A 21,124-nucleotide genomic window follows, 5' to 3' on the forward strand; every position below is an offset into this window, starting at 1 on the left:
CGCTCAGATGTAGAAGCAGCTGTGTAGCACGCTGCCCCGGATCCGGCCAACGAAGTTGCCCGCCTGGAACAGCCACCGTCCGGTGGGCACCCGGGTCAACCACGTTGGCAGCAACGGATTCCGGATGGCCAGGTACAGGATCAGATCGACCGTCGCGTACCAGGGTCGGCGCGGCATGCCGTACCGGCGGTAGTCGGAGTACAGGCGCGCATCGCCTTCACCGCACATCACCGATTGGTCCCAGATGCCACGCCGGGTGTCGCGCAGCCGGTAGGCGGTCAGGGCGCCAGCGGCATGGTTGTGCACTCCCCCGGCCAACTGCACGCGGAACGAGAAGTCGGCGTCCTCGGCGCCCCGGTCGTAGGAGACGTCGAATCCGTCGACCTCGTCGAACATGTCCTTCCAGACACCGATGCTGCATCCGGTGGCCACCGTCATGAACCCCGGGAAGTGATACGGGATCTCCGGTGCGAGCATCTGCCGCCAGCTCTGCACCAGCGCCGAGTTCAGTGAGTGGGTCTCCACCGCGCCGCTGACCAGCGAACTGTAGCGACCGACCGCCACCATCGCACTCAGCCAGTCCGGGTAGACGCAGTCGTCGCCATCGCAGAACGCGATGAACTCGCCATCGGCCGCGGCCACCCCGACATTGCGCGCGAACGACCCACCCTTCGTCGCCGAGGCATCCACCCAGCGCAGACGCAGCCGCTCCCGATGCGGATAGCTCTCGAGATAGTCGCGCAACCCGTCGGTGGAACCGTTGTCGGCGATGATCACCTCGAAGGGATGCTCGTAGGTCAGCTTGCTGAGAGCGTCGAGCTGGTCGCCGATCGTGTCGACGACATTGCGCACCGGCATGACCACCGAGACCAGCTGTGGCAGTTCCCGTTCGGGCGTCCTGCGCACACTCGGCGGAGTCGCCTTCTTACGATTGAACACTGGAGATCCCTTCCGCGCGACGGCGCGTTCGTTCAGGTATGCGACCCACGTCGCCGCGAAGGCCGGCAGCCAATCCCGCGGTGGTGAGATAGATACGCGATCGGCGCTGGGTGCCGATGAGGATGGCGCGCCCGCGGCTGATCGTGTCCTTGGCGATCGACACCGCGCACCACAACGGTTCGGTGCGGAAGTACTTCCGGTAGAGGACGATCCGGTTGCGGGCGATGTAGTAATGCCGGAACGGTGCGTCCTCGGAGAATTCGATGCCCGCACCCCCGCCACGGATCAGCCATCGCAGTGGACGGGGTGGAACCCAGCGGGCCCGCCGTCCGAGACGATGGCGAATCCCGGTGCCGGGCACGACGAGCGCGTGTGCACCACGAGCACGGGCACGCAGGTAGAACTCGGTTTCGACGCAATCGATGAACAAACCTTCGTCGAACAGGCCGACCTCGTCGAAGACCTCGCGGGTGATCACCAGTCCGGACTGGATGGGTTCGAACGCGAGCGTGAGTCCGCGTTCGGCGAACCAGAACGGCGCCACATCCTCGTTGATCCGGCTGGGTGAAGCGAGTACGCGGCGGATGCCGACCGAGGACGCCAGGTCCAGGTGGTCGCCCACCCGTTCGATGTAGTCCGGTTCGAGGTGAGTGTCCTGGTCGAGGGTCAGCACCGCAGCCGCACCCCGCTCCAACGCCACCCGGACGCCCTGATTGAGCGCGTGGGCGATGCCGCGGTTCTCCGAGGTGTGCAACACCGTGGCGCCCGCGGCCGCGCAGCGGTCGAGCACCCCGGCGACCGCTCCGGTCGGGTCGGTCGCCAGCGACGGCGATCCGTCATCGACGATGACGACCGAATCAACCTGCGCCGATACGTGGTCGAGCACCTCGAGGAGATCGCCTGCGGGCTCGAAGGACGCGATCACCGCGACCACCGAAAGATTGTTCACCGCTGCTCCGATCGGTCGCCGAGGCGGACGCCCAGCGCGGCATCGACCGCGGCCGCGGTCGCCGACACCTGCGGCACCCGCATCATCGAGTGATGATCTCCGCCCACCCGGACGAGCGTCAGCTTCCCGGTGGCCAGCTTCGACCAGGTGGTCTCGTCGTCGGGGTTCGTCTCGGCCATGATCAGCGTGACCGGCCCGTCGTGTGCGGTGGGCCGGTGGCGCCGGATCATCTGCCGGCCCAGGTCCCAGAAGACGGTCCAGGCCAGGGTGGTCGGCAGCCGCCACAGGCCGGCGGTCGCCACCAGGGTCTTCATCACCGCCCGAGTCCAGAGTTCCGGCAATCTTTGGCCTCCCGATGCCACCGCGGGAGCGGTACCCGCTGGTCCGCCCGTCGCACCGTCACCCCGATCCGGCAGCGCGGGCCGGTCGGTGTCGGCGGTCCGCGCGACGACTCGTTCACCGCGAACCCGGGCCCGAAGCTCTGGTTCGAAGAGCGCGTCGATCAGCACCACCTCGACGTCGGCACCACGCGATGCGAGGATCGAGGCCGCCTCCAGCGCCACGAACCCTCCGTAGGAGTAGCCCGCCAGCCGGTAGGGCCCCTGCGGCGCGACGGTGAGGACATCGCGCACCGCCCGCCGGGCCGCCGCCGCGATGGTGCGATCGGCACGTCCCCGATTCTCCAGGCCATGCGGCTGCAGCCCGTATACGGCTCCACCGCAACGTAGTTCATGCACCAACGGCAGTAGGCTCGCCGCCGGCGATCCGGCACCGGCCGCCACGAACAGCGGGGTGCCTTCCCCGTCGCGAAGCCTGCTCAGGGTGGCCCCCGCGGTCGTCGCGGCGCGTTCGCGGTGCCCTTGGTCGAGAAGTTCGGCGGTGGCCGCGATCGTCGGCGCCTGGGCAAAATCTGCGCTCGGGATATCGACCAGCCAGCGGTCGCGGATCTCGGTCAGCATCCGTGCGGCGGCCAACGAGTCTCCGCCCAACGCAACGAAATCCTCGTCGCGTCCGATCGAGTCCAGACCGAGCACGTCGGTCCAGATGTGCAGCAGGGTCGCCTCGGTCGGCCCGCGCACCGGCTCCAGATCACGTGCCGGGGGTGGGGGCAACGCGACTCGATCCACCTTGCCGCGTTCATTGCGGGGCAACTCGTCGAGGATCACCACATCACGCGGGATCATCCATGGGGCAAGGGTTTTCGCCAGCGCGGTACGGACTTGCGCCGGCGATGGCGCCCATCGCCGCGGATCCACCGCCACATATGCCGCGAGGCGGCCGGCAGTGCGGTCCGCGGTGACGACGACATCGCGGGTCCAGGGCAGCGCTCGGATCGCCGCCTCGACCTCGACCGGCTCCACCAGGTAGCCACGGATCTTGACCGCATCGTCACGGCGACCGATCAGGTGAAGCTGCCCGCTGTCGTCGAACCGCCCGAGGTCGCCGGTGCGCAATCGGCGCCGTCCGTCGGCGATCGACTCGAAGCGGCTGGCGGTCAGCTCCGGGTCGCGGTGATATCCCGACGCCAGATGCGCCGAATCGACCACGATCTCGCCGGTGAACCCCGTGGACAACTCGTTACCGGTGTCGTCGATGATGCGCACCCGCTTGTCCGTCGCCGGCGTACCGACCGGCACCGCACCCACGGGTAGGGCCCGGTCGGCGTCGAATCGATTGAAGGCCAGGTTTCCCAGCTCCGACGACCCCGACCAACTGCAGAAGACACCCCGCGGGGACAAGGTGGCCCGGATCAGTGCGACGTCGTCGTGGTGTACCGGTTCTCCACAGGTGGTCAGCAGCCGCACGGAGTCGACCGCACCGCCCGTCCCGAGTTCGGGCAGCCACGACCGGAACAGCGATGGGGTGGCGTGCACGGTGGTCGCGCCCTCGCGATCGAGCCAGTCTCGCAAGCCGGCGGTGGTACGTCGTCGCACATCCCACAGCAACAGGGTGACCCCGTTGAGCAGCCCCATGATCAGTGCATCGAAGCCCGCGCCGAAGCTCAGCGGCAGGAGCACCGCCGCCCGGTCGCCCGCACCGAACCCAAGGAATGCCCGGCCGTCGGCGGCCTGGTTGACCCAGTTTCGCTGCGCGTGCACCACGCCTTTCGGGCGACCGGTCGACCCAGAGGTGAAGATGATCACCGATGGGTCCCCGGGCAGCGGATCCGGTGCCGGCCGCCCGGCGGCCGGCAATCCGGCGAGATCCGCCGACGCCAGGTGTCGCGCCCCGGACCGCTCCAGGATGTGTGCGCGCCGGTCGGCAGGCAGAAAGGGATCGAGAAAGATCACCGGCCGTCCCGAACACAGCACGGCGAGGATCGCGACCACCGAGTCGACGTTCGATTCCACGTCGACGGCCACCGGCAACCCGAGGTCGCCGACGGCGGCGGCGACCGCGGCAGCGCGCTCGTCGGCACGGGCCAGCAACTGCGCGAAGGTGATCGACTCATCGGGGGTCCGCACCGCGACCTCGTCGGCCCGCGCCACGGCAGCCGCTCGCCAATGCGCGGCCGCCGTGCACGGCAGGTCACGTGCGAATCGGTCAGGACCGGCGCAATCGGCATTTGGGATGGGTGCGGCCGATGTCATCGACTCAGCCCCGTGCTCAGCACCGACCATGAGCGATGCAGTTCGTCCTCCCAGTACCGCCACGAGTGCGTGCCGGTGGCGGGCAGATGGACCACCGCCGGGATTCCCAGCCCCGACAGACGGCGGGCCATGTCCTCGGTGCAGTGGCGCGCGGCCGCTTCGAGTGCCCCGCCGACCACGATCTGGTTCTCCACCGACGGCGCACCCGGCGCCTGATGTCGCGGTGTGTCGTAGACACCGGCACGGCCACTGCCACTGGAGATGTAGAGCGCGACGCCGCGTAGCCGAGCCGCGTTGAGGTAGGGGTCGTTGGCCGTCCAGGCCACTGCCCCGGGCGGTCCCCACATGTGATCGGCATTCGCCCCCGCGGCGGTGTGGACGATTGCACGCACCGCGGCCTGCCCCTCTGGCGTGCTCGTGCGGGCGCATCCACTGTAGGAGGCGACGGCGCGATACAGACCTGGCGCGGCGATGGCGAGATTGAAGACCGACGTCGCCGACATGGACAAGCCGGCAATCGCATTGCGACCGTTGGTGTTCAGCGCGGTATCGACAACTGCGGGCAACTCCTGGGTGAGAAAGGTCTGCCATCTCGGCCTGCCGATCTTCGGGTCACGACCGATCCAGTCGGTGTAGTAGCTGCCGATGCCGCGTTTGGGTATGACGACGTTGACGTGCTTGTCCGCGAAGAACTCCGCCAGGTCCGTCTGGTCGAGCCAGTTCGCACCGTCCTCACCACCGCCTGCGCCGTTGAGGAGATACAGCGTCGGGGCGCCGGCCGGGTCGTGCCGCGGCCGGATGACGTGCAGCGGGATATCGCGGGACATCGCGGCCGAGTGCACAACCATCTCCCAGACGTTGCCGCCCAGGGGACGGACCGTCGGGACATCGGCCGCCGACGGGCTCACCGCGATCACCCCGGGCGCAATCAACGACGACACCGCCACGACGAGCGCGGCGACCCTCCACCGCCTGCGGGCGGCCAGAACTTCGGACATGGATTGTTAGGCTAGCCTATGCTTGTTCTTTGGCCCGCCTGTGGCCCCGCCTCGGTGGGGGCGGTCACAGGCCGCGATGGGATATGTGCAAGCTCACCAATAATTGCGTTTCCATCAATAGTTGCATTCGAGTTACTATTTTCCGGTGAACGAATCCTCAGCACCCGCCGCCACGCCTTCGGTGGATGACGCATCCGCGGTGCTGATCGACTTCCTCGACCGCCTCGCCTGCCTGGGCAAAAGCCAGGCCATGGATTCGCTGGCCGCCTCCGATCTGACGCTCTCGCAGTTGAAGGTCGTCTTCGCGCTCGGCGCTCATGACGAACCGATGTCGGTCAACGAGGTGGCCGAGCACGTACACCTGTCGCTGGCTGCGGCCGGACGCACCGTCGACAAACTCGTCGTCAGCAACCTGGTCGACCGCCGTGAGGACAGCGCCGACCGACGGGTCAAGCGGGTGTCCCTCACCGATGAGGGTCGCGCGTTCGTGGACTCACAGCTCTCGGTCAAAGAGGAACTCGTCCGCGGATTCGTCGCCGGCCTACCCGCGCCGGTGTGCACCGACCTACTCAACGCGCTACGGCCGATAGTCGACAGCGCCGTCGACTACTTCGACCTCGGTCCGCCCGCACCCTGACGGGTCCGACGGTCGTTTCCCCACCCGCACAGCATCTCTGACCAGCCCAGCATCTCTGACCAGCACAGGTAGCAACTACCGAAGCCCGCGGGCTTCATCCGATCGACAGGAAAGTTCTTCATGTCTTCATCCTCGACCGGCGGACACCTCCACGAGGGACCACCGGACACTAAACTCGACCGCCACGTGATCATGGTCGCGGGTGTCGTCGTGCTCGGCGCGATCATGTCGATCCTCGACGTGACCGTTGTCGCGGTGGCGCAGAACACCTTCATGACCACCTTCGGTACCGACGCGGCCGGCGCGGCCTGGACGGCCACCGGCTACACGCTGGCGCTCGCCGCGGTGATCCCGATCTCCAGTTGGGCCGCAGCCAAATTCGGGACCAAGAAGGTCTATCTGACATCGCTGGTGCTGTTCGTCGCCGGCTCCGCCCTGTGCGCGATGGCGACGAGTATCGGCATGCTGGTGGCCTTCCGCGTGGTCCAGGGCCTCGGCGGCGGTCTGCTCATGCCCATCGGCATGATGATCCTGACCAAGGCGGCCGGCCCGGAACGCGTCGGTTCGGTGATGGCCATCCTCGGTATCCCGATGCTGCTCGGCCCGATCGGTGGCCCGATCCTCGGTGGCTGGCTGATCGAGATCGCCTCGTGGCACTGGGTGTTCCTGATCAACGTGCCCATCGGTGTGGTCGCCTTCATCTACGCGTGGTTCGTGCTGCGCGACGACGCCGAGACCTCCCCGGCGAAGATCGACGTGGTGGGACTGCTGCTGCTGTCGCCGGGTCTGGCACTGTTCCTGTACGGCATCTCCTCCAGCGCCGAACACCGAACCTTCGTCCATGCCGGCGTGTTGATTCCCGTCGCCATCGGTCTGGTTCTCATCGCAGCCTTCATCTGGCATGCGCTGCGTGCCGAGCGGCCGCTGCTGGACCTGCGCCTGTTCCAGAACAAGACCCTGACGATCGCCGTGATCACCATGACGTTCTTCATGATCGCCTTCTTCGGCGCATCGCTGCTCTACCCGCAGTACTTCATCGGCGTGCGCGGCGAATCCACTCTGATGGCCGGTCTGCTGCTGGCCCCGCAGGGCCTCGGCGCGATGCTGACCATGCCGATCGCCGGTCAGCTCACCGACAAGATGGGTCCGGGCAAGTTCGTACTCAGCGGCATCGTGCTGATCTTCGTCGGACTCGGCGCCTTCATGTTCCTCGGGGCCGACACCTCGTACTGGCTGATCTGCATCGCACTGTTCATCCAGGGCCTGGGCATGGGTATGACCATGATGCCGATTATGTCCTCGGCACTGGCCACCTTGCGCAACAACAAGGTTCCCGACGGCTCGACCCTGCTGAACGTGGTGCAGCAGTCGGCCTCGTCCGTCGGCACCGCGATCATCTCGGTCATCCTGGCGACGCTGCTGACCAATCGACCCGACGGCGGACTGGCCATTGCGTCCAACGCCGACCCGGAGGGTTACGCGAAGGCCGTCGAGGCCGGCGCCGCACCGGCGCAAGTTCCGTCGAGCGCCTTCGACGCTGCCGCCGAGGCATTCTCGACCACGTTCATCGTGTCGGTGGTGCTGATCGCTATCACAGTCATCCCGGCCTTCTTCCTGCCCCGCAAGAAGATCGTCTCCCCGCTGGTCGAAGAAGACATGGACCGGGTGCCGACGATCATGCATTGATCGTTGTCCCCGGCGCGGTCTGTTGCGTGCCACCCACCGATCACCTCAGCCCGAGTTCCTCGGAAACGACATATCGTCGCAACCTTCGCTTCGGAAGGTTGCGACGATATGTGAACCCGCCACGGCGGGGGCTTTGTCGTATCCGGCGCTCAGTTTCCGGTGGCGAGAGCGCCCGTCTGTTGCAGGATCCAGGCGAGTTCGAAGGAAACCTCTTCCCACTGCTTGTAGCGCCCACTGACGCCACCGTGACCGGCCGACATCTCGGTCTTGAGCAGGATCGGATTGTCCGAGGTGGACATCTCCTGCAGGCGGGCAACCCATTTCGCAGCCTCGGTGAACAACACCCTGGTGTCGTTGAGTGAGGTGAGCGCGAGGATCGGCGGATAGGGCAGTGCCTCGACGTTCTCATACGGCGTGTAGGTCCGCATGTACTCGTAGACCTTCTCGTCGTGCAGCGGATCCCCCCACTCGTCCCACTCGATCACCGTCAGCGGCAGCGACGGGTCGAGAATGGAGTTGAGAGCGTCGACGAAGGGCACCGCGGCCAGGACACCGTTGAACAGTTCCGGCGCCAGGTTGGCCACCGCCCCCATCAACAGACCACCGGCCGAACCGCCTTCGGCGACAAGCTGTTTCGGGGTGGTTACACCGGAATCGACGAGATGGCGCGCGGCGGCCACGAAGTCGGTGAAGGTGTTCTTCTTCTTGAGTTCCTTGCCGTCCTCGTACCAGTAGCGACCCATCTCGCCTCCACCACGCACATGGGCCAGCACGAAGACGACGCCACGGTCGAGCATCGACAACCGCGACACCGAGAACGACGGATCGATACTGGTCTCGTAGGAGCCGTAGCCGTACAGCAGCAGCGGTGCCGGACGCTTCACGTCGGTGTCCTTGTGGCGCACCACCGACAACGGGATTCGGGTCCCGTCCTCGGCGACGGCCCAGTCACGGGATTGGACATAGTCCGCCGGGTCATAGCCACCAAGCACCGGCTGCCGTTTGAGCAGGGTGCGTTCACCGGTGGTGACGTCGAGTTCGAGGAGTTCACTGGGTTCGATGAAGCTGCCGTAACCGATCCGCAGTCGCGGGGTGGTCCATTCCCGGTTTCCCGCCAGACCCGCCGAGCACAGTTCCTCGTCGAAGCCCACCTCACGGAAATCATCCCGACCAGGGATACCGTCGATCGTTCGCAGATCGGCGATCGCGAAGCGCGGCAATGCTTCCCGCCGGTACGACAGGACCAGATAGTCGGCGAAGGCGTCGAGATCCTCAATCCGCACGGCAGGGTCGTGCGCGATGAGCTCGCGTCGCGCACCCGGATCGGACACCGGCGCGATGTCGACGGCGGAGTTCTCCGCCTTCACCCCGTCGCGAACCTCGTTGTGGACGATGACGAAGTAGTCCTCACCACCGATCACCGCGTGTTCGACGCTGTACTCGACACCGTCGACCCGCGGTGCGACACTACGGAATTCGCCGGTGGGATCATCCGCGTCGAGGACGTAGTTCTCCGAGGTGATCTTCGATCCCACGCCGATCACCAGGTAGCGATCGCTACGCGTGGCGCCCATACCGACCCAGAACCGTTCGTCGGGCTCGTGGAAGACCTTGACATCGGGGGTCCCGGCCCCCATGTCGTGGCGCCACACCGTGTCGGGGCGCCACGCCGCGTCGACCGTCTGATAGAAGACGTGCCGGGCATCGTTGGACCACACCGCACCACCAGCGGTGTCCTCGATCATCTCATCGAGGAGATCGCCGGTTCGAAGATCCTTGAACCGCAACGTGTATCGCTCGTCACCGACGACATCGATGCTGTAGGCGAGCCAGTTGCCGTCGTCGCTGACGCTGAGTGCACCCAGGCTGTAGAAGTCGTGCCCCTCGGCCTGCGCGTTGGAGTCCAGCAGCACCTCTTCGCCGGGCAGTGCCGAATCCTCGGCGATGTCCGGAGGTGTCCAGTCGTCGGCGTCGGCGATCGGGCACCGACAGTGGGTGGCGTACTGCTTGCCCTCCTGGGTGCGGGCGTAGTACCAGAAGCGGCCGCGCCGGGACGGGACCGACATGTCGGTCTCCTTGGTGCGGCTCTTGATCTCACCGAAAATCTTCTCGCGCAGGCCGGCGAGTTGTCCGGTCTGCGCCTCGGTGAAGGCGTTCTGCGCCTCCAGGTAGGCGATGACCTCCGGATTGTCCTTGTCTCGCAGCCATTCGTACTCGTCGACGACGGTATGGCCGTGTACGGTCCGCTCGGTGGGGACCTTCTTCGCGACGGGCGCCGACGTCATCGGACCACCTGCGCATCCGGCCACTCGTCGAACGACAGCTGGGTGATCCACTCATAGGCCTCGATATAGCGGGCGCGGGTGCGATCGACCACGTCGGCGGGCAGCACCGGCGGTGTGGTGTCGGATGCCTTGTCCCATCCAGAATCCGGGCCGGTGAGCCAGTTCCGCACGATCTGCTTGTCGAAACTCGGCTGTACCCGACCGGGGGCGTAGGTGGCGGCCTCCCAGTAGCGCGACGAGTCGGGGGTCAGCACCTCGTCGGCGAGTACCAACTCACCGTCGACACCGAGTCCGAACTCGAACTTCGTGTCGGCCAGGATGATCCCTCGCTCAGCGGCCAACGCCGCACCCCGACCGTAGATGTCGAGGGTCGCGGTGCGCAGTTGTGCCGCCCGCTGCTCGCCTTCGAGTTCGACGACCCGCTCATAGCTGATGTTCTCGTCGTGCTCACCCTGCTCGGCCTTGGTCGCCGGGGTGAAGATCGGCTCGGGCAGTCGGCTCGCCTCCCCCAGTCCGGCAGGCAGTTCGACACCACACACCGTCCCGGTCGCCTGGTAGTCACCCAGGCCGGAACCGGTGAGGTAGCCGCGGGCGACACACTCCACGGCGACCATCGGCAGCCTGCGTACCACCATCGACCGGCCGACCACCTCGGCAGGGATCCGCTCGTCGGTCGGCCCGCCCGCCAGATGATTGGGCACGCCGAGCGCATCGAACCAGAAGAAGCTCATCGCGGTGAGGATGCGGCCCTTGTCCGGGATCGCCGGGCTCAGGATGTGGTCGTAGGCCGAGATCCGATCGGTCGCCACCAGCAGCAATGTGTCGGCATCGATTTCGTAGATCTCACGCACCTTGCCCGAGGCGAGGTGCCGGTACGACTGCAGTTCAGGTCGGGGAGTGCCCGGTTGCCGGTCAGACGATGACATGCTTCGACCCTAGAGGTATGCCAGGCTGACGTGCATGACCGGACCCCACATCACCATCACCTACTGCACCCAGTGCAACTGGCTGCTGCGCGCGTCGTGGATGGCGAGTGAACTGCTCAACACCTTCGGCAGCGACCTCGGTGCGGTGACACTGGTCCCGGGTACAGGTGGGATCTTTCACATCGACATCGATGGGACTCAGGTGTGGGAGCGCAAACGCGACGGCGGTTTCCCCGATGTCGTCACACTCAAACGGCTGGTCCGCGACGAGGCCCTGCCGGACTGGAATCTCGGACACGCCGACCGCACCCACGCCCAGCCTGCCGAGTAGCGACGCGCGAGCGTACGACCCCCGACGCGTCACGAAGCCCGGTCTGCCGACCCCTCCGGGAGCCGGGACGCCGTCAGAGAATCGGGGCGGGTGCGTAGCGCGCGGCGTCGGGGTTGCGGGCGATGACCTTCTCGGCGGCCACGATGACGTCGGCGACCTGTTGTTCGGCCGCGCCCACGAAGACCGACTTGTCGGCGAGGAGTTCATCGAGTTGCGCGCGGTCGAGGGGGAGGCGGTCGTCGGCGGCGAGACGGTCGAGCAGATCGGGTTCGCGGCCCTCCTCGCGCATCGCGAGCGCGACGGCCACCGCGTTCTCCTTGATGGCCTCATGGGCGGTCTCCCGGCCGACACCGGCGCGGACCGCGGCCATCAGCACCTTCGTGGTGGCCAGGAACGGCAGGTAGCGGTCGAGTTCGTTCGCGATCACCGCCGGATACGCGCCGAATTCGGCGAGGACGGTCAGGAAGGTCTCCATCAGACCGTCGATGGCGAAGAAGGAGTCGGGCAGCGCGACGCGGCGCACCACCGAGCAGAAGACGTCGCCCTCGTTCCACTGCGCGCCGGCGAGTTCGGCAGCCATCGAGCCGTAGCCGCGCAGGATCACCTGCAGGCCGTTGACGCGTTCACAGGAACGGGTGTTCATCTTGTGCGGCATCGCCGAACTGCCCACCTGGCCGGGCTGGAAGCCCTCGGTGACAAGTTCGTGGCCTGCCATCAGCCGGATGGTGTGCGCCAGCGACGACGGTCCGGCCGCGACCTGTACCAGCGCCGACACCACATCGTGGTCGAGGGAACGCGGATAGATCTGGCCCACCGACGTCAGTGAGCGGGAGAAGCCCAGGTGAGCGGCGACCCGGTGCTCCAGGTCGGCGAGCTTTGCGGCATCGCCACCGAGGAGGTCGAGCATGTCCTGGCTGGTGCCCATCGGCCCCTTGATCCCGCGCAACGGGTACCGGTCGATGAGCTCTTGTACGCGGGTGAGCGCGATCATCAGTTCGTCGGCGGCCGAGGCGAACCGCTTGCCCAGGGTGGTGGCCTGCGCGGCCACGTTGTGGCTACGTCCGGCCATCACCACCGACGCGTACTGCGCGGCGCGCTCGGTGATGCGCGCCAACACCGCGACGCCATGGGCGTGCACATGCTGCAACGAGCGCAGGATCTGCAACTGCTCGACGTTCTCGGTCAGGTCGCGACTGGTCATCCCCTTGTGGATCTGCTCGTGACCGGCGAGCGCGTTGAACTCCTCGATGCGGGCCTTCACGTCATGGCGGGTGACCCGCTCACGCGCAGCGATGGAATCCAGGTCGATCTGGCCGACAACCCGTTCATAGTCCTCGATCGCACCATCGGGGACGTCGATGCCCAGGTCACGCTGTGCCTTGAGCACCGCGATCCACAGTTGACGCTCCAACTCGATCTTGGCAGGCGCCGACCAGATGGCGGTGAGGTCGGCAGAGGCATAACGGGTGGCCAGGACATTGGCGATGGGTTGCGACGGCACGTCACCAGTCTAGAGGCGCCGCGTGGTTCCCCGACACCGGCTCATGCGCCGAGCGCACCTGCCACTCCGACGGCCTCGGCGCCGTCGGTCGTCAGCAGGCTCCGCACCCGGGGGATCACCTCGGCGGCGAACCGTTCCATCTCCGCCTCGAACGGCTGGAATTGGAGCATGAATGTCTCGATGCCTGCCCGATGGAACTCGACGATCCGCTCCGCTACCTGGTCATAGCTGCCGACGAGTCCAGCGGCGGTTCCGCCGTTGGTTCCGATCGCCGGGTACTTGGCGAAGGTGGCGAACATGACCGCCTGCTGGTCGGCGCCGGCGATGACGCGTTCGGCGTAGGGCTCGTCGAGCTCTTTGAGCGCCCAGTGCCTGCGCAGTTCGGCCTCGGCCGCCGCCTCGTCGGGGCGGGCGATGACGAAGGCGGCCAGCCCGTAGCGCACCGGCGCCCCGACCCGGGGACGGCGGGCGACGTCGGCGATCAGGCGACGCACATTGTCCAGCGGCTGCCCGTTGATGAACCAGACGTCGCCCTGGTCGGCGACCAGGTCCTTGGCCGGATCGGATTCGCCACCGACATACAACTGTGGACGGGTGCGGAACCTTCCGGTGGGATGCAACTGATAGCCGTCGACGTCGAAGTACCGGCCGTGGTGGTCGACGACCTCACCGCTGAGCAGACGCCGCACCACCTGCAGCCATTCGGCTCCGTATGCGTAGCGCGAATCATGTTCGGGGAAGACGATTCCCGCTTGCTCGATCTCGGGCCGGAACCAGGCGTTGACGACGTTGAGCGACAATCGCCCGCGAGAGATCTCCTCGATGGTGGCCGCCTGCTTGGCCAGCACCACCGGATGGAACAGCAGCGGTTTGATCGCGGCGATCAACTCGATGCTCGTCGTCGTGGCGGCCAGAGCCGCTGTCGCCGTCCAGGTCTCGAGCTGATCCCAGTCGGCGGAGTGCGGATTGACCAGATGCTGGGCGATCAGGGTGGAGTCGTAGCCGAGGCGTTCGGCGAGCAGGATCTGCTCCCTATTGCGTTCCCAGGACGCGTCGACCGGGTCTTCGGGATGATGGGCGGAGGCCCAGGTGCCGTAGACGTTGGCCCAGACACCGAATCGCGGGCCGCTCGTGTTTCGTCCGGTCTCGGCGGTCATCGGGGTGCCGTCCCTTCGGCCTGGGCACCGTCGGCTGCGGGTGCGGTGCGGTAGAACCAGCCGTCGACATCGAAGTCGGTCTTGATCGAGCCCTGTTCGACGAGGAACTTCTTGGTGCCGGTGAGCAGGGTGACCGCGGCTGCCGGGAAGGCCTCCTCGGAGTAGGACGCCGGGTTGGCCGCGGCTCGGACGATCTCCGGCTTTGCCTTCGAATGGGCGATTTCGAAGGCCACGAACTCATTCCAATGCGCCTTCGCATAGCGGACGGCGTCGGCCTGCAGTCGCTGCCAGGTCGCCGCGAAATCGGGATGCTTGGCCAGGAAGGTGTCGCTGGACACGGTGACCGACGTGCCTGCCAGATTCGGGTGGTTCCCGTACACCGAGTCGACCAGGCGGAATCCCTTGGCCAGGAACGTGCCGAGGTTCACCGACGGAACCACGTTGGGCAGGGCGGCCGCGTCGATCTCCCCGGAACTCAACGGAGCCTCCTGGTCGGCCGGATACAGGTGGACGAAGGTCGCCGAAAGACCTTCCGCGGCGAGCGCCCCGCGCAGATAACGATCGATGTAGGACCCCTTGGGGACGCCGATCTTCTTTCCGGCGAGGTCGCGCAGCGACTTCACCGGTGACGAGTCCCTGACCACCACACCGGCATTGAGGTTGAACTGGGCGAACGCGATGGGCCGCGTGGCCAGGCCGCTCCCCTTCGCGACCAGCGCCGGGGTGTCACCGTAGGTGGCCACATCGAGCCTGCCCCCGACCAGCGCCTGGTTCAGGTCGGGCCCGTTGGGAAAGTTGACGATCTCGACCGCGTTGACACCCAATGGCTTCAGCGATGCCAGCAGCTCGCCGCGGCTGTGCGCGAAGCCGACCGGCCCGCTCAGCACCGCACTGGGCCCGATGACACCGATGCGGAGCTTGTCGATCACCTCGCGGTCGGCGGAGTCGTCTGAGCTGGAGCAGCCGGCAAGGAACAACGCCAGCGCGGCAGCGAGGAAGGTCGCCACGGCGACGATCGGACGGGAACGGGAGGTGGGCACGGCGAAGCCGCGACGGGTGTTGGGCATGACGAACTTTCGTGACGGGTGAAAAGACCGGGCGGACAGGGAGTTCAGTCGGCGGGCAGCGACTCGCCGGCCGGGATGCGGCCGACCAGCCGGGGTGGCGGGGTGCCGTGCGGGATCATCGGGCCGATCGCGGTCAGCGTGCCGGGCACGCGACCCTTACCCCAGCCCAGTCGCTCCCGATAGCTGCCGACCAGTTCGGCGGGTGGCCGGTAGTCGGCGTCGGATACCGGGGTCGACTGCGGGCTGACGTACAGGGCATCGACCGGACAGTAGGCCTCGCACATGAAACATGTCTGGCAGTCCGATTGCCGTGCGATCAGCGGGATCCCGCTCTCGGTGGAGTCGAAGACGTTGGTCGGGCAGGCCGCCACACATTTGTCGCAGCCGATGCAGGCGTCGGCGATGACCAGCTCGATCATGCGACCCGACCCCCGATCAGCTCGCCCGCCGTCGCTCGCGCGTCGGCACCGCTGCGCGGCAGCAGATCTCCGGTACGCACGGTGACCTCGTCGAGGCCGGCGGCAAGCAGATGTCCATGCTGCGCGGGATCGAGGTCCGGGTAGTCCTCCCGCTTACTCATCCCACGGGATTCCGTGCGCGCCAGCGACGAATGATAGATCCATCGTCCGACGGCGGTGATCGCCGCCGCCTGCCGGGCACGGATCCGGCCGAGCGGATCGGCCGCACCGAAGTCCGACGCCGACAGATCGGCCCACAGGGTGTCGAGACTCTCGCGAGCCGCACGCAGCCGCGTGCCGTGGCGAAGATAGTTCTTGTCGAAGGGCAGGAGTTCGTCCTGGGCAGCACGCACCACCTCGTCGGGCGGTGCGGCACGGAGACCTGAGCCCAACCCGACGCGTCCGGCGCCGTGCACCTCGGGGTGGCCGGGCCGCCCGGCTGCCCGCGCATCCGCCGCCGCACCGATACCGGCGAAGCTACCCGAGGACATCGCCCACGCCGAATTGTGGCTGCCACCACCGGTGAACCCGCCACAGATCCGCTCGCGGGTGGCCGCGTCGCCTGCCGCGTACAGTCCGGGTACGCCGGTCCAGCAATCGTCGTCGACGACGTTGATCCCGCCGGTGCCACGCACCGTGCCCTCGGCCAGTAGGTCCACCTCGAAACGCTGGGTGAACGGGTCGATTCCACGCCGGTCGAACTGCAGGAAGAAGTTCGGCTGTCCGAGACGCATCTGGGCGGCGGTCTGCTCGTCGGCTCGGTCTAGCTGCGCATACACCTTTTCCGACAACAAGGTTCGCGCGATCACCGATCGCCCCTTCATCGAGCCGGCGCCCTGGACAACCCGACCGTCGGCGTGGAAGAAGGTGGCATAGCCGTAATAGGCGGTCTTGGTGACCGTGGACCCCTTGGGCACGATCGCATAGGCGTTGGCGAATTCCATCCCGGAGAAGTGGGCGCCGACCTCGGCGGCCATCAGTGCACCGTCGCCGGTGTCGACGTTGGTACCCAGCGCACGCGACAGGAACGCACAGCCCCCGGTTGCCACGACCGTCGCACCGGCGGTGATCCGATAGTCCTGACCCGTCTGCCGCCGGTGACCGGCCGCACCGGCGACCCGACCGCCGGCGTCGACGAGTAGCTCCAGCGCCGGGGAGTGATCCAGGATGACCACCCCGCGCCGCTGCACCCACGCCCGCATCCGGCGCATGTACTCCGGCCCCTGTACACCGGTCCGGATCTGCGCACCGGCGTCGTCGCGCGGGAACGGATACCGTCCCTCGTCACCGAGCCGATTCATATTCACGTAGGTCTGGTCGAGGACCCGATCCATCCAGTCGTGGTCGGCGAGATGGCCACCGAGCTTCTCCCGGTCGGCCTTGGCCTCGGCCCGGGCGGCGGGATCGGGAGCCACGTACCAGACTCCGGTACCGGCCGGAGCGGTCGTCCCCGATGTCCCGCAGTACCCCTTGTCCACCATGACGACCTCGGCGCCCCGATCGCGGGCGGCGATGGCCGCCCAGGTCGCCGCGGGTCCGCCGCCGATGATCAGTACGTCGGTGGTCAGGGTCAGAGTGTCGGTCATGCCGCACCTCCCGGAAGTGTTGGGGTCGTCGGAGCGTCGGGGGTCGGGTGGTCGGTCGTCGCGCCTGCGCCACCCGGCCCGACGCCGAGCGCACCGAGGAGTTGTCCGCGCAGTGCGACGAACTCGGGATCGGTGACCTGCCGCGGCCGGGGCAGGTCGATCGAGATCTCCACCGCGATCCGGCCGTCGCGCAGCACCAGCGCCCGATCGGCCAGCAGCAGAGCCTCTTCCACGTCATGGGTGACCAGCAACGTCGACGGACGGTGCCGGCGCCAGAGTTCCTCCACGAGTGCCTGCGCGTTGAGCCGGGTCAGGGCGTCGAGTGCCCCGAACGGTTCGTCGAGCAGTAGCAGTTCGGGCTCGCGGACCAGCGCCCTGGCCAGGGCCACGCGCTGCGATTCGCCACCGGAGAGCGTCGACGGCCAGACATCTTCCTTGTCGCTCAACCCGACTTCGGCGAGCGCCGCGATGGCGCGGGCTCGCGGTGACGGACCCCGGAGACCGAGTGCGACGTTGCGCCACACCGGAAGCCAAGGCACCAGCCGATGTTCCTGAAAGGCCACCGCCAGTGGTCGCGGCGCGTCGATGGTTCCGGTGTAGCCGTCGTCCAGGCCGCCGATGGCGCGCAGCAGGGTGCTCTTACCCGATCCGCTGGCACCGAGCAGTGCGACGAAGCCACCGGGTTCGATGGTGAGGTCGACCGCGCGCAGGACGTCGCGGCCGGCGAAGCGCCGTCCGACGCCACGGACGCGGACCTCGCGGCTGTCGGCGACGGTCCCCGACGCCGGGGTGGTCACCGTGGGTGATGCGGTCATCGTCACCGGCCCTCGAATCCGTTGCGCCAACCGAGGAATCGCTTCTCCAGCAGCCGGACCGCCAGATCGGTCACCAGCCCGAGGATCGCGTAGACCACCAGGACCAGGAAGATCTGGTCGGTACGGAGGTACTCCTTGGCATCGTTCATCAGGAAACCGAGCCCCACCGTGGTGGTCTGCATCTCGGCCACCACGAGCACCAGCCATCCGATTCCCAGCGCCTGCCGCAGCCCGACGAAGGTTTGCGGGAGCGCACCGGGCAGCAGGATGTACCGCAGCATCTCCCAACGTGTGAGATCCAGCGATTCGGCCGCCTCGATCAGCTTCTTGTCGACGTTGCGGATGCCGGCGAAGACGTTGATGTACATCGGGAAGATCGGGGCGATCGCGATGAGCGCGATCTTGAAGGTGTCGTCGATGCCGAACCAGATGATGAACACCGGGACCAGCGCGACCGCGGGCATCATGCGCAGCACCTGGACCGGAGCGTTGATCAGATCTTCTGCCACCCTGATCAATCCGGCCGCCAGACCGAGGAGAAGGCCGGTGGTGAGACCGATGGCCAGCCCGATCCCGACCCGCCGCGTGGAAGCGGCCAGATGCTCGGCGAGTTCCCCGGTGCGGATCAGCTCCCACCCGGCATCGAGGACCTCCGTCGGTGCCGGTGTCGTCGGGCCGAGCCAGGAACGAGCACCGAGCTGCCAGATGACGACCACCAGGATCAGCCCGAGTGACCGGCGAAGCAATCGCAGCGAGGTCGCGACGACAGCCGAGGAGTCCGGCCGCCGTCGACCGACAGCATGTCCATCCGTCGACGAATGATCAACGGGCACCGTTGCTTTCGGTGCCGACAAGGTGGCGGGCGCAGGCTTTACCGGTGCGGACGAGCCGTCGGCCCCTAATTGCAAAACCATCGGGATCTGCTCCGAAGCGCTGAGGGGGAATTCTCCGAACGCCTCGTAGACTAGGGTGCCGAACAGCCTTCGCCCAGAGTTGAATTCACGGTGATCCGGAGCGCCTCCGCGGCCGGTTCAGATGCCGAAGCACAACCCGTTCGACCCGTATCCCTGCCGCACACTGACCTTCGTCATCGGCGACTTCACACCGTTCTGCATCCCGTACAGATACTTCTCACCGATGTAGCGGGGAACCCAGGTGATGGTGGCCAGCGCACCGTCGGGCAGGTCGCGGCCGACGAAGCGCGGTGGCAGTCCGGGCTTGTATTCATAGAAGGCGACCCACCCCGAGGAATTGACCGCCATGGTGACCGGGTAGGTGCAGCCGGTGCCGTACACCACCGACGACAGCGGCACCCCGGCGTTGGGTTTACCCGCGGGCGCGGCCTGCGCATCGCCGGCGCCCACCATCGCCGTGATCCCGACCATGATCGACGCGGCAGCCGCGACCACCCCGATCCGGCCCCTCGCGTTCAGCTTGTTCGCCACCATCACCCACCCCACCGTTCGACGTCTGTGACCCGGACCCCATCGTGTCATCTGCGCGCCGCCCGGACCGGCGGTTCGGGCGGACTCCACCGGGCGGCGTCGTCCTCGGCACCGCACCCGGCCGGTCAGTGACTGGGCGCCAGGACCCCGACCACCGCGTTGAGTGCGTCGCGAACCGCTGCGAAGGGACTGACCGACGGCTGGCCGAGCGCCCGCACGATAGCCCCATCCTCGACCGCGATCAGCTGGCCCACGTGCGCCGGATCCGACAGGCGCCCGGATTTGTCCAGCACATCGGAATGCCACCTGGCCAACAGTTGCCATCGGTTGTCGACCACGACGCGCAGCCGCGGGTAGCGCGCCGCCAACGCGATGGTCTCGTACCGGGCGGCGAGTTGCTGTATCGAGACGTCCTCGCCGACGAACACCTCTGCGAGCGCCCCCGCCGTCGCGGAGTTCCCGCGCCGACGCCGCGGCAGGGCGTCGGTCCGCGCGGCGATCACATCGTCGTCGAATCGGCAGACGTAGGCGGCAGCCTCGGCCATCAGATCGTCGAGGGAGGCGAAGTAGTAGGTGGTCGAGGCGAGCGGCAGTCCGGCGCGTTCGGCGACGGCACGGTGGCGGACCGCATCGAACCCGCCTTCGAGCAGCAAGTCGCCGGCGGCCTCGATCAGACGGGACCGCCGACGCGCTCCCTTCGGAGTCGCCGCCGATGTCATGCAGTTCATGCTGCCAAAGCATCTCAAGGTGCCGGGTTGCTTTGACGAAAGCCGCGGCATGCTCGATTGCCGTGCCGTATAACCCCCGCAGGACCGGATCGACCAGCGGTTATGGCCGACTGGCCACAGCGTCAGTCGGACGTTGGACGACTATGCGATATCGCTGTGTCGGGCCGCTACCGTGACGACATGAAGTTCGACGGGTTGCATGCTGTCGCCGACTACGCGGCGCTGTACGCCCTCCTCCGCCAGGATTCGCTGGCCACCGTCCTCGACGATGAGCTGGGCGACTATTGCGTCGAAGCCGACGCCGATCACGCCACGATGACGTTCTCCGCCGAAGGCGGTCAAAGCATCACCACCGCCGCGGATCTGATCGCCATACTCGACGACCACGCGATCACCTGGGGGTGGGCGCATCCGGCCGGGCAGCGAGACGGTATCGCGTCGGCGCTGCGCAAGACCGGCTCGGACCTCGGTATCGACGAGCTCACCGACCCGACGGTCAGTCTGCCTGTCCGCCTCTCCGCCGGCGAGGTCGACCAGTATCTCGATGAGACCGCCGATATCGTCGGGTCGGCCGCGGTACAGAGCACCGGCGTCAGCCCGTACTACACCGTCCGGCTCGATGACGGCACCCGCCAGGTCTACCTGCTGACCGACTTCAGCCTGCCCGAACCGTCCTTCGCCGACTTCGCCACCAAGATGCCCGGCGTCATGAACGCCATCGCCGTCAACGACCACCGGGTCGCGGTGCATGGGATGGCCGCCCGGCTGGGCTGGCACATCTCCTGGCGGTCGGCCGACGACATCGGCCGGTCCCCGACCTGCGAGCTGACCGACGGCACCTCACGCGCCCACATCGACTTCGACCGCAAGGGTCGCCCGCGCGGCTATCGCTGCGAACTCATCGCCTCCTGAGACCCGGTCCCGCCGGTCGAGAGCAGGCGACGGATCTTGTTTCCCCGATGCTTGACACATCCAGGCCGACCAGATACCCCCTGGGGTATACTGGCGGAGGTAGTGGCGCCCGC

The 21,124-nt window shown here is 67.2% G+C and carries 19 protein-coding genes; 4 read left to right on the plus strand and 15 right to left on the minus strand.

The genetic code is table 11. From position 1 onward, the window contains the following. Positions 1-3: 3 nt before the first annotated feature. The 4 genes from QSJ18_RS08895 to QSJ18_RS08910 are packed head-to-tail and all read right to left on the minus strand — an operon-like array spanning position 4 to position 5,477. Positions 4-939, minus strand: coding sequence for a glycosyltransferase family 2 protein (locus QSJ18_RS08895; RefSeq protein WP_286326025.1), 936 nt, complete (start codon positions 937-939; stop codon positions 4-6). Beyond that, entirely contained in the window at positions 926-1,888 is a 963-nt protein-coding gene (locus QSJ18_RS08900; protein WP_286326026.1) for a glycosyltransferase, read from the minus strand. Before QSJ18_RS08900 ends, QSJ18_RS08895 begins: the two co-directional genes overlap by 14 nt. Further along, complete coding sequence (locus tag QSJ18_RS08905) at positions 1,885-4,479, minus strand: AMP-binding protein (protein WP_286326027.1); 2,595 nt, start codon at positions 4,477-4,479, stop codon at positions 1,885-1,887. Before QSJ18_RS08905 ends, QSJ18_RS08900 begins: the two co-directional genes overlap by 4 nt. Then, on the minus strand, positions 4,476-5,477 hold the full coding sequence (locus QSJ18_RS08910) for an alpha/beta hydrolase (protein ID WP_286326028.1): 1,002 nt from the start codon (positions 5,475-5,477) through the stop codon (positions 4,476-4,478). Before QSJ18_RS08910 ends, QSJ18_RS08905 begins: the two co-directional genes overlap by 4 nt. Positions 5,478-5,622: 145 nt before the next feature. Between QSJ18_RS08910 and QSJ18_RS08915 the strand changes: the two genes are divergently transcribed. Further along, the gene (locus QSJ18_RS08915) at positions 5,623-6,114 is read left to right on the plus strand and encodes a MarR family winged helix-turn-helix transcriptional regulator (RefSeq protein ID WP_286326029.1); all 492 of its coding nucleotides are present in this window, start codon (positions 5,623-5,625) and stop codon (positions 6,112-6,114) included. A 120-nt stretch (positions 6,115-6,234) separates the two neighbouring features. Then, on the plus strand, positions 6,235-7,800 hold the full coding sequence (locus QSJ18_RS08920; protein ID WP_286326030.1) for a DHA2 family efflux MFS transporter permease subunit: 1,566 nt from the start codon (positions 6,235-6,237) through the stop codon (positions 7,798-7,800). A 149-nt stretch (positions 7,801-7,949) separates the two neighbouring features. Here the strand turns inward: QSJ18_RS08920 and QSJ18_RS08925 are convergent, their stop codons facing one another. Further along, on the minus strand, positions 7,950-10,085 hold the full coding sequence (locus tag QSJ18_RS08925; RefSeq protein WP_286326031.1) for a S9 family peptidase: 2,136 nt from the start codon (positions 10,083-10,085) through the stop codon (positions 7,950-7,952). Then, positions 10,082-11,011: a phosphoribosylaminoimidazolesuccinocarboxamide synthase gene (locus QSJ18_RS08930; protein WP_286326032.1), complete on the minus strand. Its 930-nt coding sequence runs from the start codon at positions 11,009-11,011 to the stop codon at positions 10,082-10,084. The genes QSJ18_RS08925 and QSJ18_RS08930 overlap by 4 nt, the downstream gene beginning before the upstream one ends. A 34-nt stretch (positions 11,012-11,045) precedes the next feature. On the opposite strand from QSJ18_RS08930, the gene QSJ18_RS08935 reads away from it, so the two are divergent. Further along, positions 11,046-11,342, plus strand: coding sequence for an Rdx family protein (locus tag QSJ18_RS08935; protein WP_286326033.1), 297 nt, complete (start codon positions 11,046-11,048; stop codon positions 11,340-11,342). A gap of 73 nt (positions 11,343-11,415) precedes the next feature. Here the strand turns inward: QSJ18_RS08935 and purB are convergent, their stop codons facing one another. The 9 genes from purB to QSJ18_RS08980 all read right to left on the minus strand — a co-directional run bounded on the left by purB (position 11,416) and on the right by QSJ18_RS08980 (position 20,090). Continuing rightward, the gene (gene purB, locus QSJ18_RS08940; RefSeq protein WP_286326034.1) at positions 11,416-12,843 is read right to left on the minus strand and encodes an adenylosuccinate lyase; all 1,428 of its coding nucleotides are present in this window, start codon (positions 12,841-12,843) and stop codon (positions 11,416-11,418) included. Between the two features lie 41 nt (positions 12,844-12,884). Then, entirely contained in the window at positions 12,885-14,000 is a 1,116-nt protein-coding gene (locus QSJ18_RS08945; RefSeq protein ID WP_286326035.1) for an LLM class flavin-dependent oxidoreductase, read from the minus strand. Further along, complete coding sequence (locus tag QSJ18_RS08950; protein ID WP_286326036.1) at positions 13,997-15,067, minus strand: ABC transporter substrate-binding protein; 1,071 nt, start codon at positions 15,065-15,067, stop codon at positions 13,997-13,999. Before QSJ18_RS08950 ends, QSJ18_RS08945 begins: the two co-directional genes overlap by 4 nt. Before the next feature lie 44 nt (positions 15,068-15,111). Continuing rightward, positions 15,112-15,486, minus strand: coding sequence for a 4Fe-4S dicluster domain-containing protein (locus QSJ18_RS08955; protein WP_286326037.1), 375 nt, complete (start codon positions 15,484-15,486; stop codon positions 15,112-15,114). Further along, entirely contained in the window at positions 15,483-17,111 is a 1,629-nt protein-coding gene (locus tag QSJ18_RS08960; RefSeq protein WP_286326038.1) for an FAD-dependent oxidoreductase, read from the minus strand. The genes QSJ18_RS08955 and QSJ18_RS08960 overlap by 4 nt, the downstream gene beginning before the upstream one ends. Next, complete coding sequence (locus QSJ18_RS08965; RefSeq protein WP_286326039.1) at positions 17,108-17,926, minus strand: ABC transporter ATP-binding protein; 819 nt, start codon at positions 17,924-17,926, stop codon at positions 17,108-17,110. Before QSJ18_RS08965 ends, QSJ18_RS08960 begins: the two co-directional genes overlap by 4 nt. A gap of 2 nt (positions 17,927-17,928) precedes the next feature. After that, positions 17,929-18,840 carry an ABC transporter permease gene (locus QSJ18_RS08970; protein ID WP_462476027.1) on the minus strand — a complete coding sequence of 304 codons (912 nt, stop codon included), beginning with the start codon at positions 18,838-18,840 and terminating at the stop codon, positions 17,929-17,931. 117 nt (positions 18,841-18,957) lie between these two features. Next, positions 18,958-19,311: a hypothetical protein gene (locus tag QSJ18_RS08975; RefSeq protein ID WP_462476033.1), complete on the minus strand. Its 354-nt coding sequence runs from the start codon at positions 19,309-19,311 to the stop codon at positions 18,958-18,960. A gap of 185 nt (positions 19,312-19,496) precedes the next feature. After that, positions 19,497-20,090, minus strand: a complete 594-nt coding sequence (locus QSJ18_RS08980; RefSeq protein WP_286326041.1) for a TetR/AcrR family transcriptional regulator — start codon at positions 20,088-20,090, stop codon at positions 19,497-19,499. A 189-nt stretch (positions 20,091-20,279) separates the two neighbouring features. Here QSJ18_RS08980 and QSJ18_RS08985 point away from each other — a divergent pair, with 189 nt between their 5' ends. Continuing rightward, the gene (locus QSJ18_RS08985; RefSeq protein ID WP_286326043.1) at positions 20,280-21,011 is read left to right on the plus strand and encodes a DUF6882 domain-containing protein; all 732 of its coding nucleotides are present in this window, start codon (positions 20,280-20,282) and stop codon (positions 21,009-21,011) included. The last annotated feature ends 113 nt before the right edge of the window (positions 21,012-21,124 follow it).

Source organism: Gordonia heveisoli, from assembly GCF_030315745.1.
Classification (GTDB): domain Bacteria; phylum Actinomycetota; class Actinomycetes; order Mycobacteriales; family Mycobacteriaceae; genus Gordonia.

Coding starts and splice junctions, on each gene's coding strand:
- QSJ18_RS08905 (WP_286326027.1), bottom strand. CDS start 4,479: ATGACATCGGCCGCACCCATCCCAAATGCCGATTGCGCCGGTCCTGAC.
- QSJ18_RS08910 (WP_286326028.1), bottom strand. CDS start 5,477: ATGTCCGAAGTTCTGGCCGCCCGCAGGCGGTGGAGGGTCGCCGCGCTC.
- QSJ18_RS08920 (WP_286326030.1), top strand. CDS start 6,235: ATGTCTTCATCCTCGACCGGCGGACACCTCCACGAGGGACCACCGGAC.
- QSJ18_RS08925 (WP_286326031.1), bottom strand. CDS start 10,085: ATGACGTCGGCGCCCGTCGCGAAGAAGGTCCCCACCGAGCGGACCGTA.
- QSJ18_RS08930 (WP_286326032.1), bottom strand. CDS start 11,011: ATGTCATCGTCTGACCGGCAACCGGGCACTCCCCGACCTGAACTGCAG.
- QSJ18_RS08935 (WP_286326033.1), top strand. CDS start 11,046: ATGACCGGACCCCACATCACCATCACCTACTGCACCCAGTGCAACTGG.
- QSJ18_RS08945 (WP_286326035.1), bottom strand. CDS start 14,000: ATGACCGCCGAGACCGGACGAAACACGAGCGGCCCGCGATTCGGTGTC.
- QSJ18_RS08950 (WP_286326036.1), bottom strand. CDS start 15,067: ATGCCCAACACCCGTCGCGGCTTCGCCGTGCCCACCTCCCGTTCCCGT.
- QSJ18_RS08955 (WP_286326037.1), bottom strand. CDS start 15,486: ATGATCGAGCTGGTCATCGCCGACGCCTGCATCGGCTGCGACAAATGT.
- QSJ18_RS08960 (WP_286326038.1), bottom strand. CDS start 17,111: ATGACCGACACTCTGACCCTGACCACCGACGTACTGATCATCGGCGGC.
- QSJ18_RS08965 (WP_286326039.1), bottom strand. CDS start 17,926: ATGACCGCATCACCCACGGTGACCACCCCGGCGTCGGGGACCGTCGCC.
- QSJ18_RS08970 (WP_462476027.1), bottom strand. CDS start 18,840: ATGGTTTTGCAATTAGGGGCCGACGGCTCGTCCGCACCGGTAAAGCCT.
- QSJ18_RS08975 (WP_462476033.1), bottom strand. CDS start 19,311: ATGGTCGGGATCACGGCGATGGTGGGCGCCGGCGATGCGCAGGCCGCG.
- QSJ18_RS08980 (WP_286326041.1), bottom strand. CDS start 20,090: ATGACATCGGCGGCGACTCCGAAGGGAGCGCGTCGGCGGTCCCGTCTG.
- QSJ18_RS08985 (WP_286326043.1), top strand. CDS start 20,280: ATGAAGTTCGACGGGTTGCATGCTGTCGCCGACTACGCGGCGCTGTAC.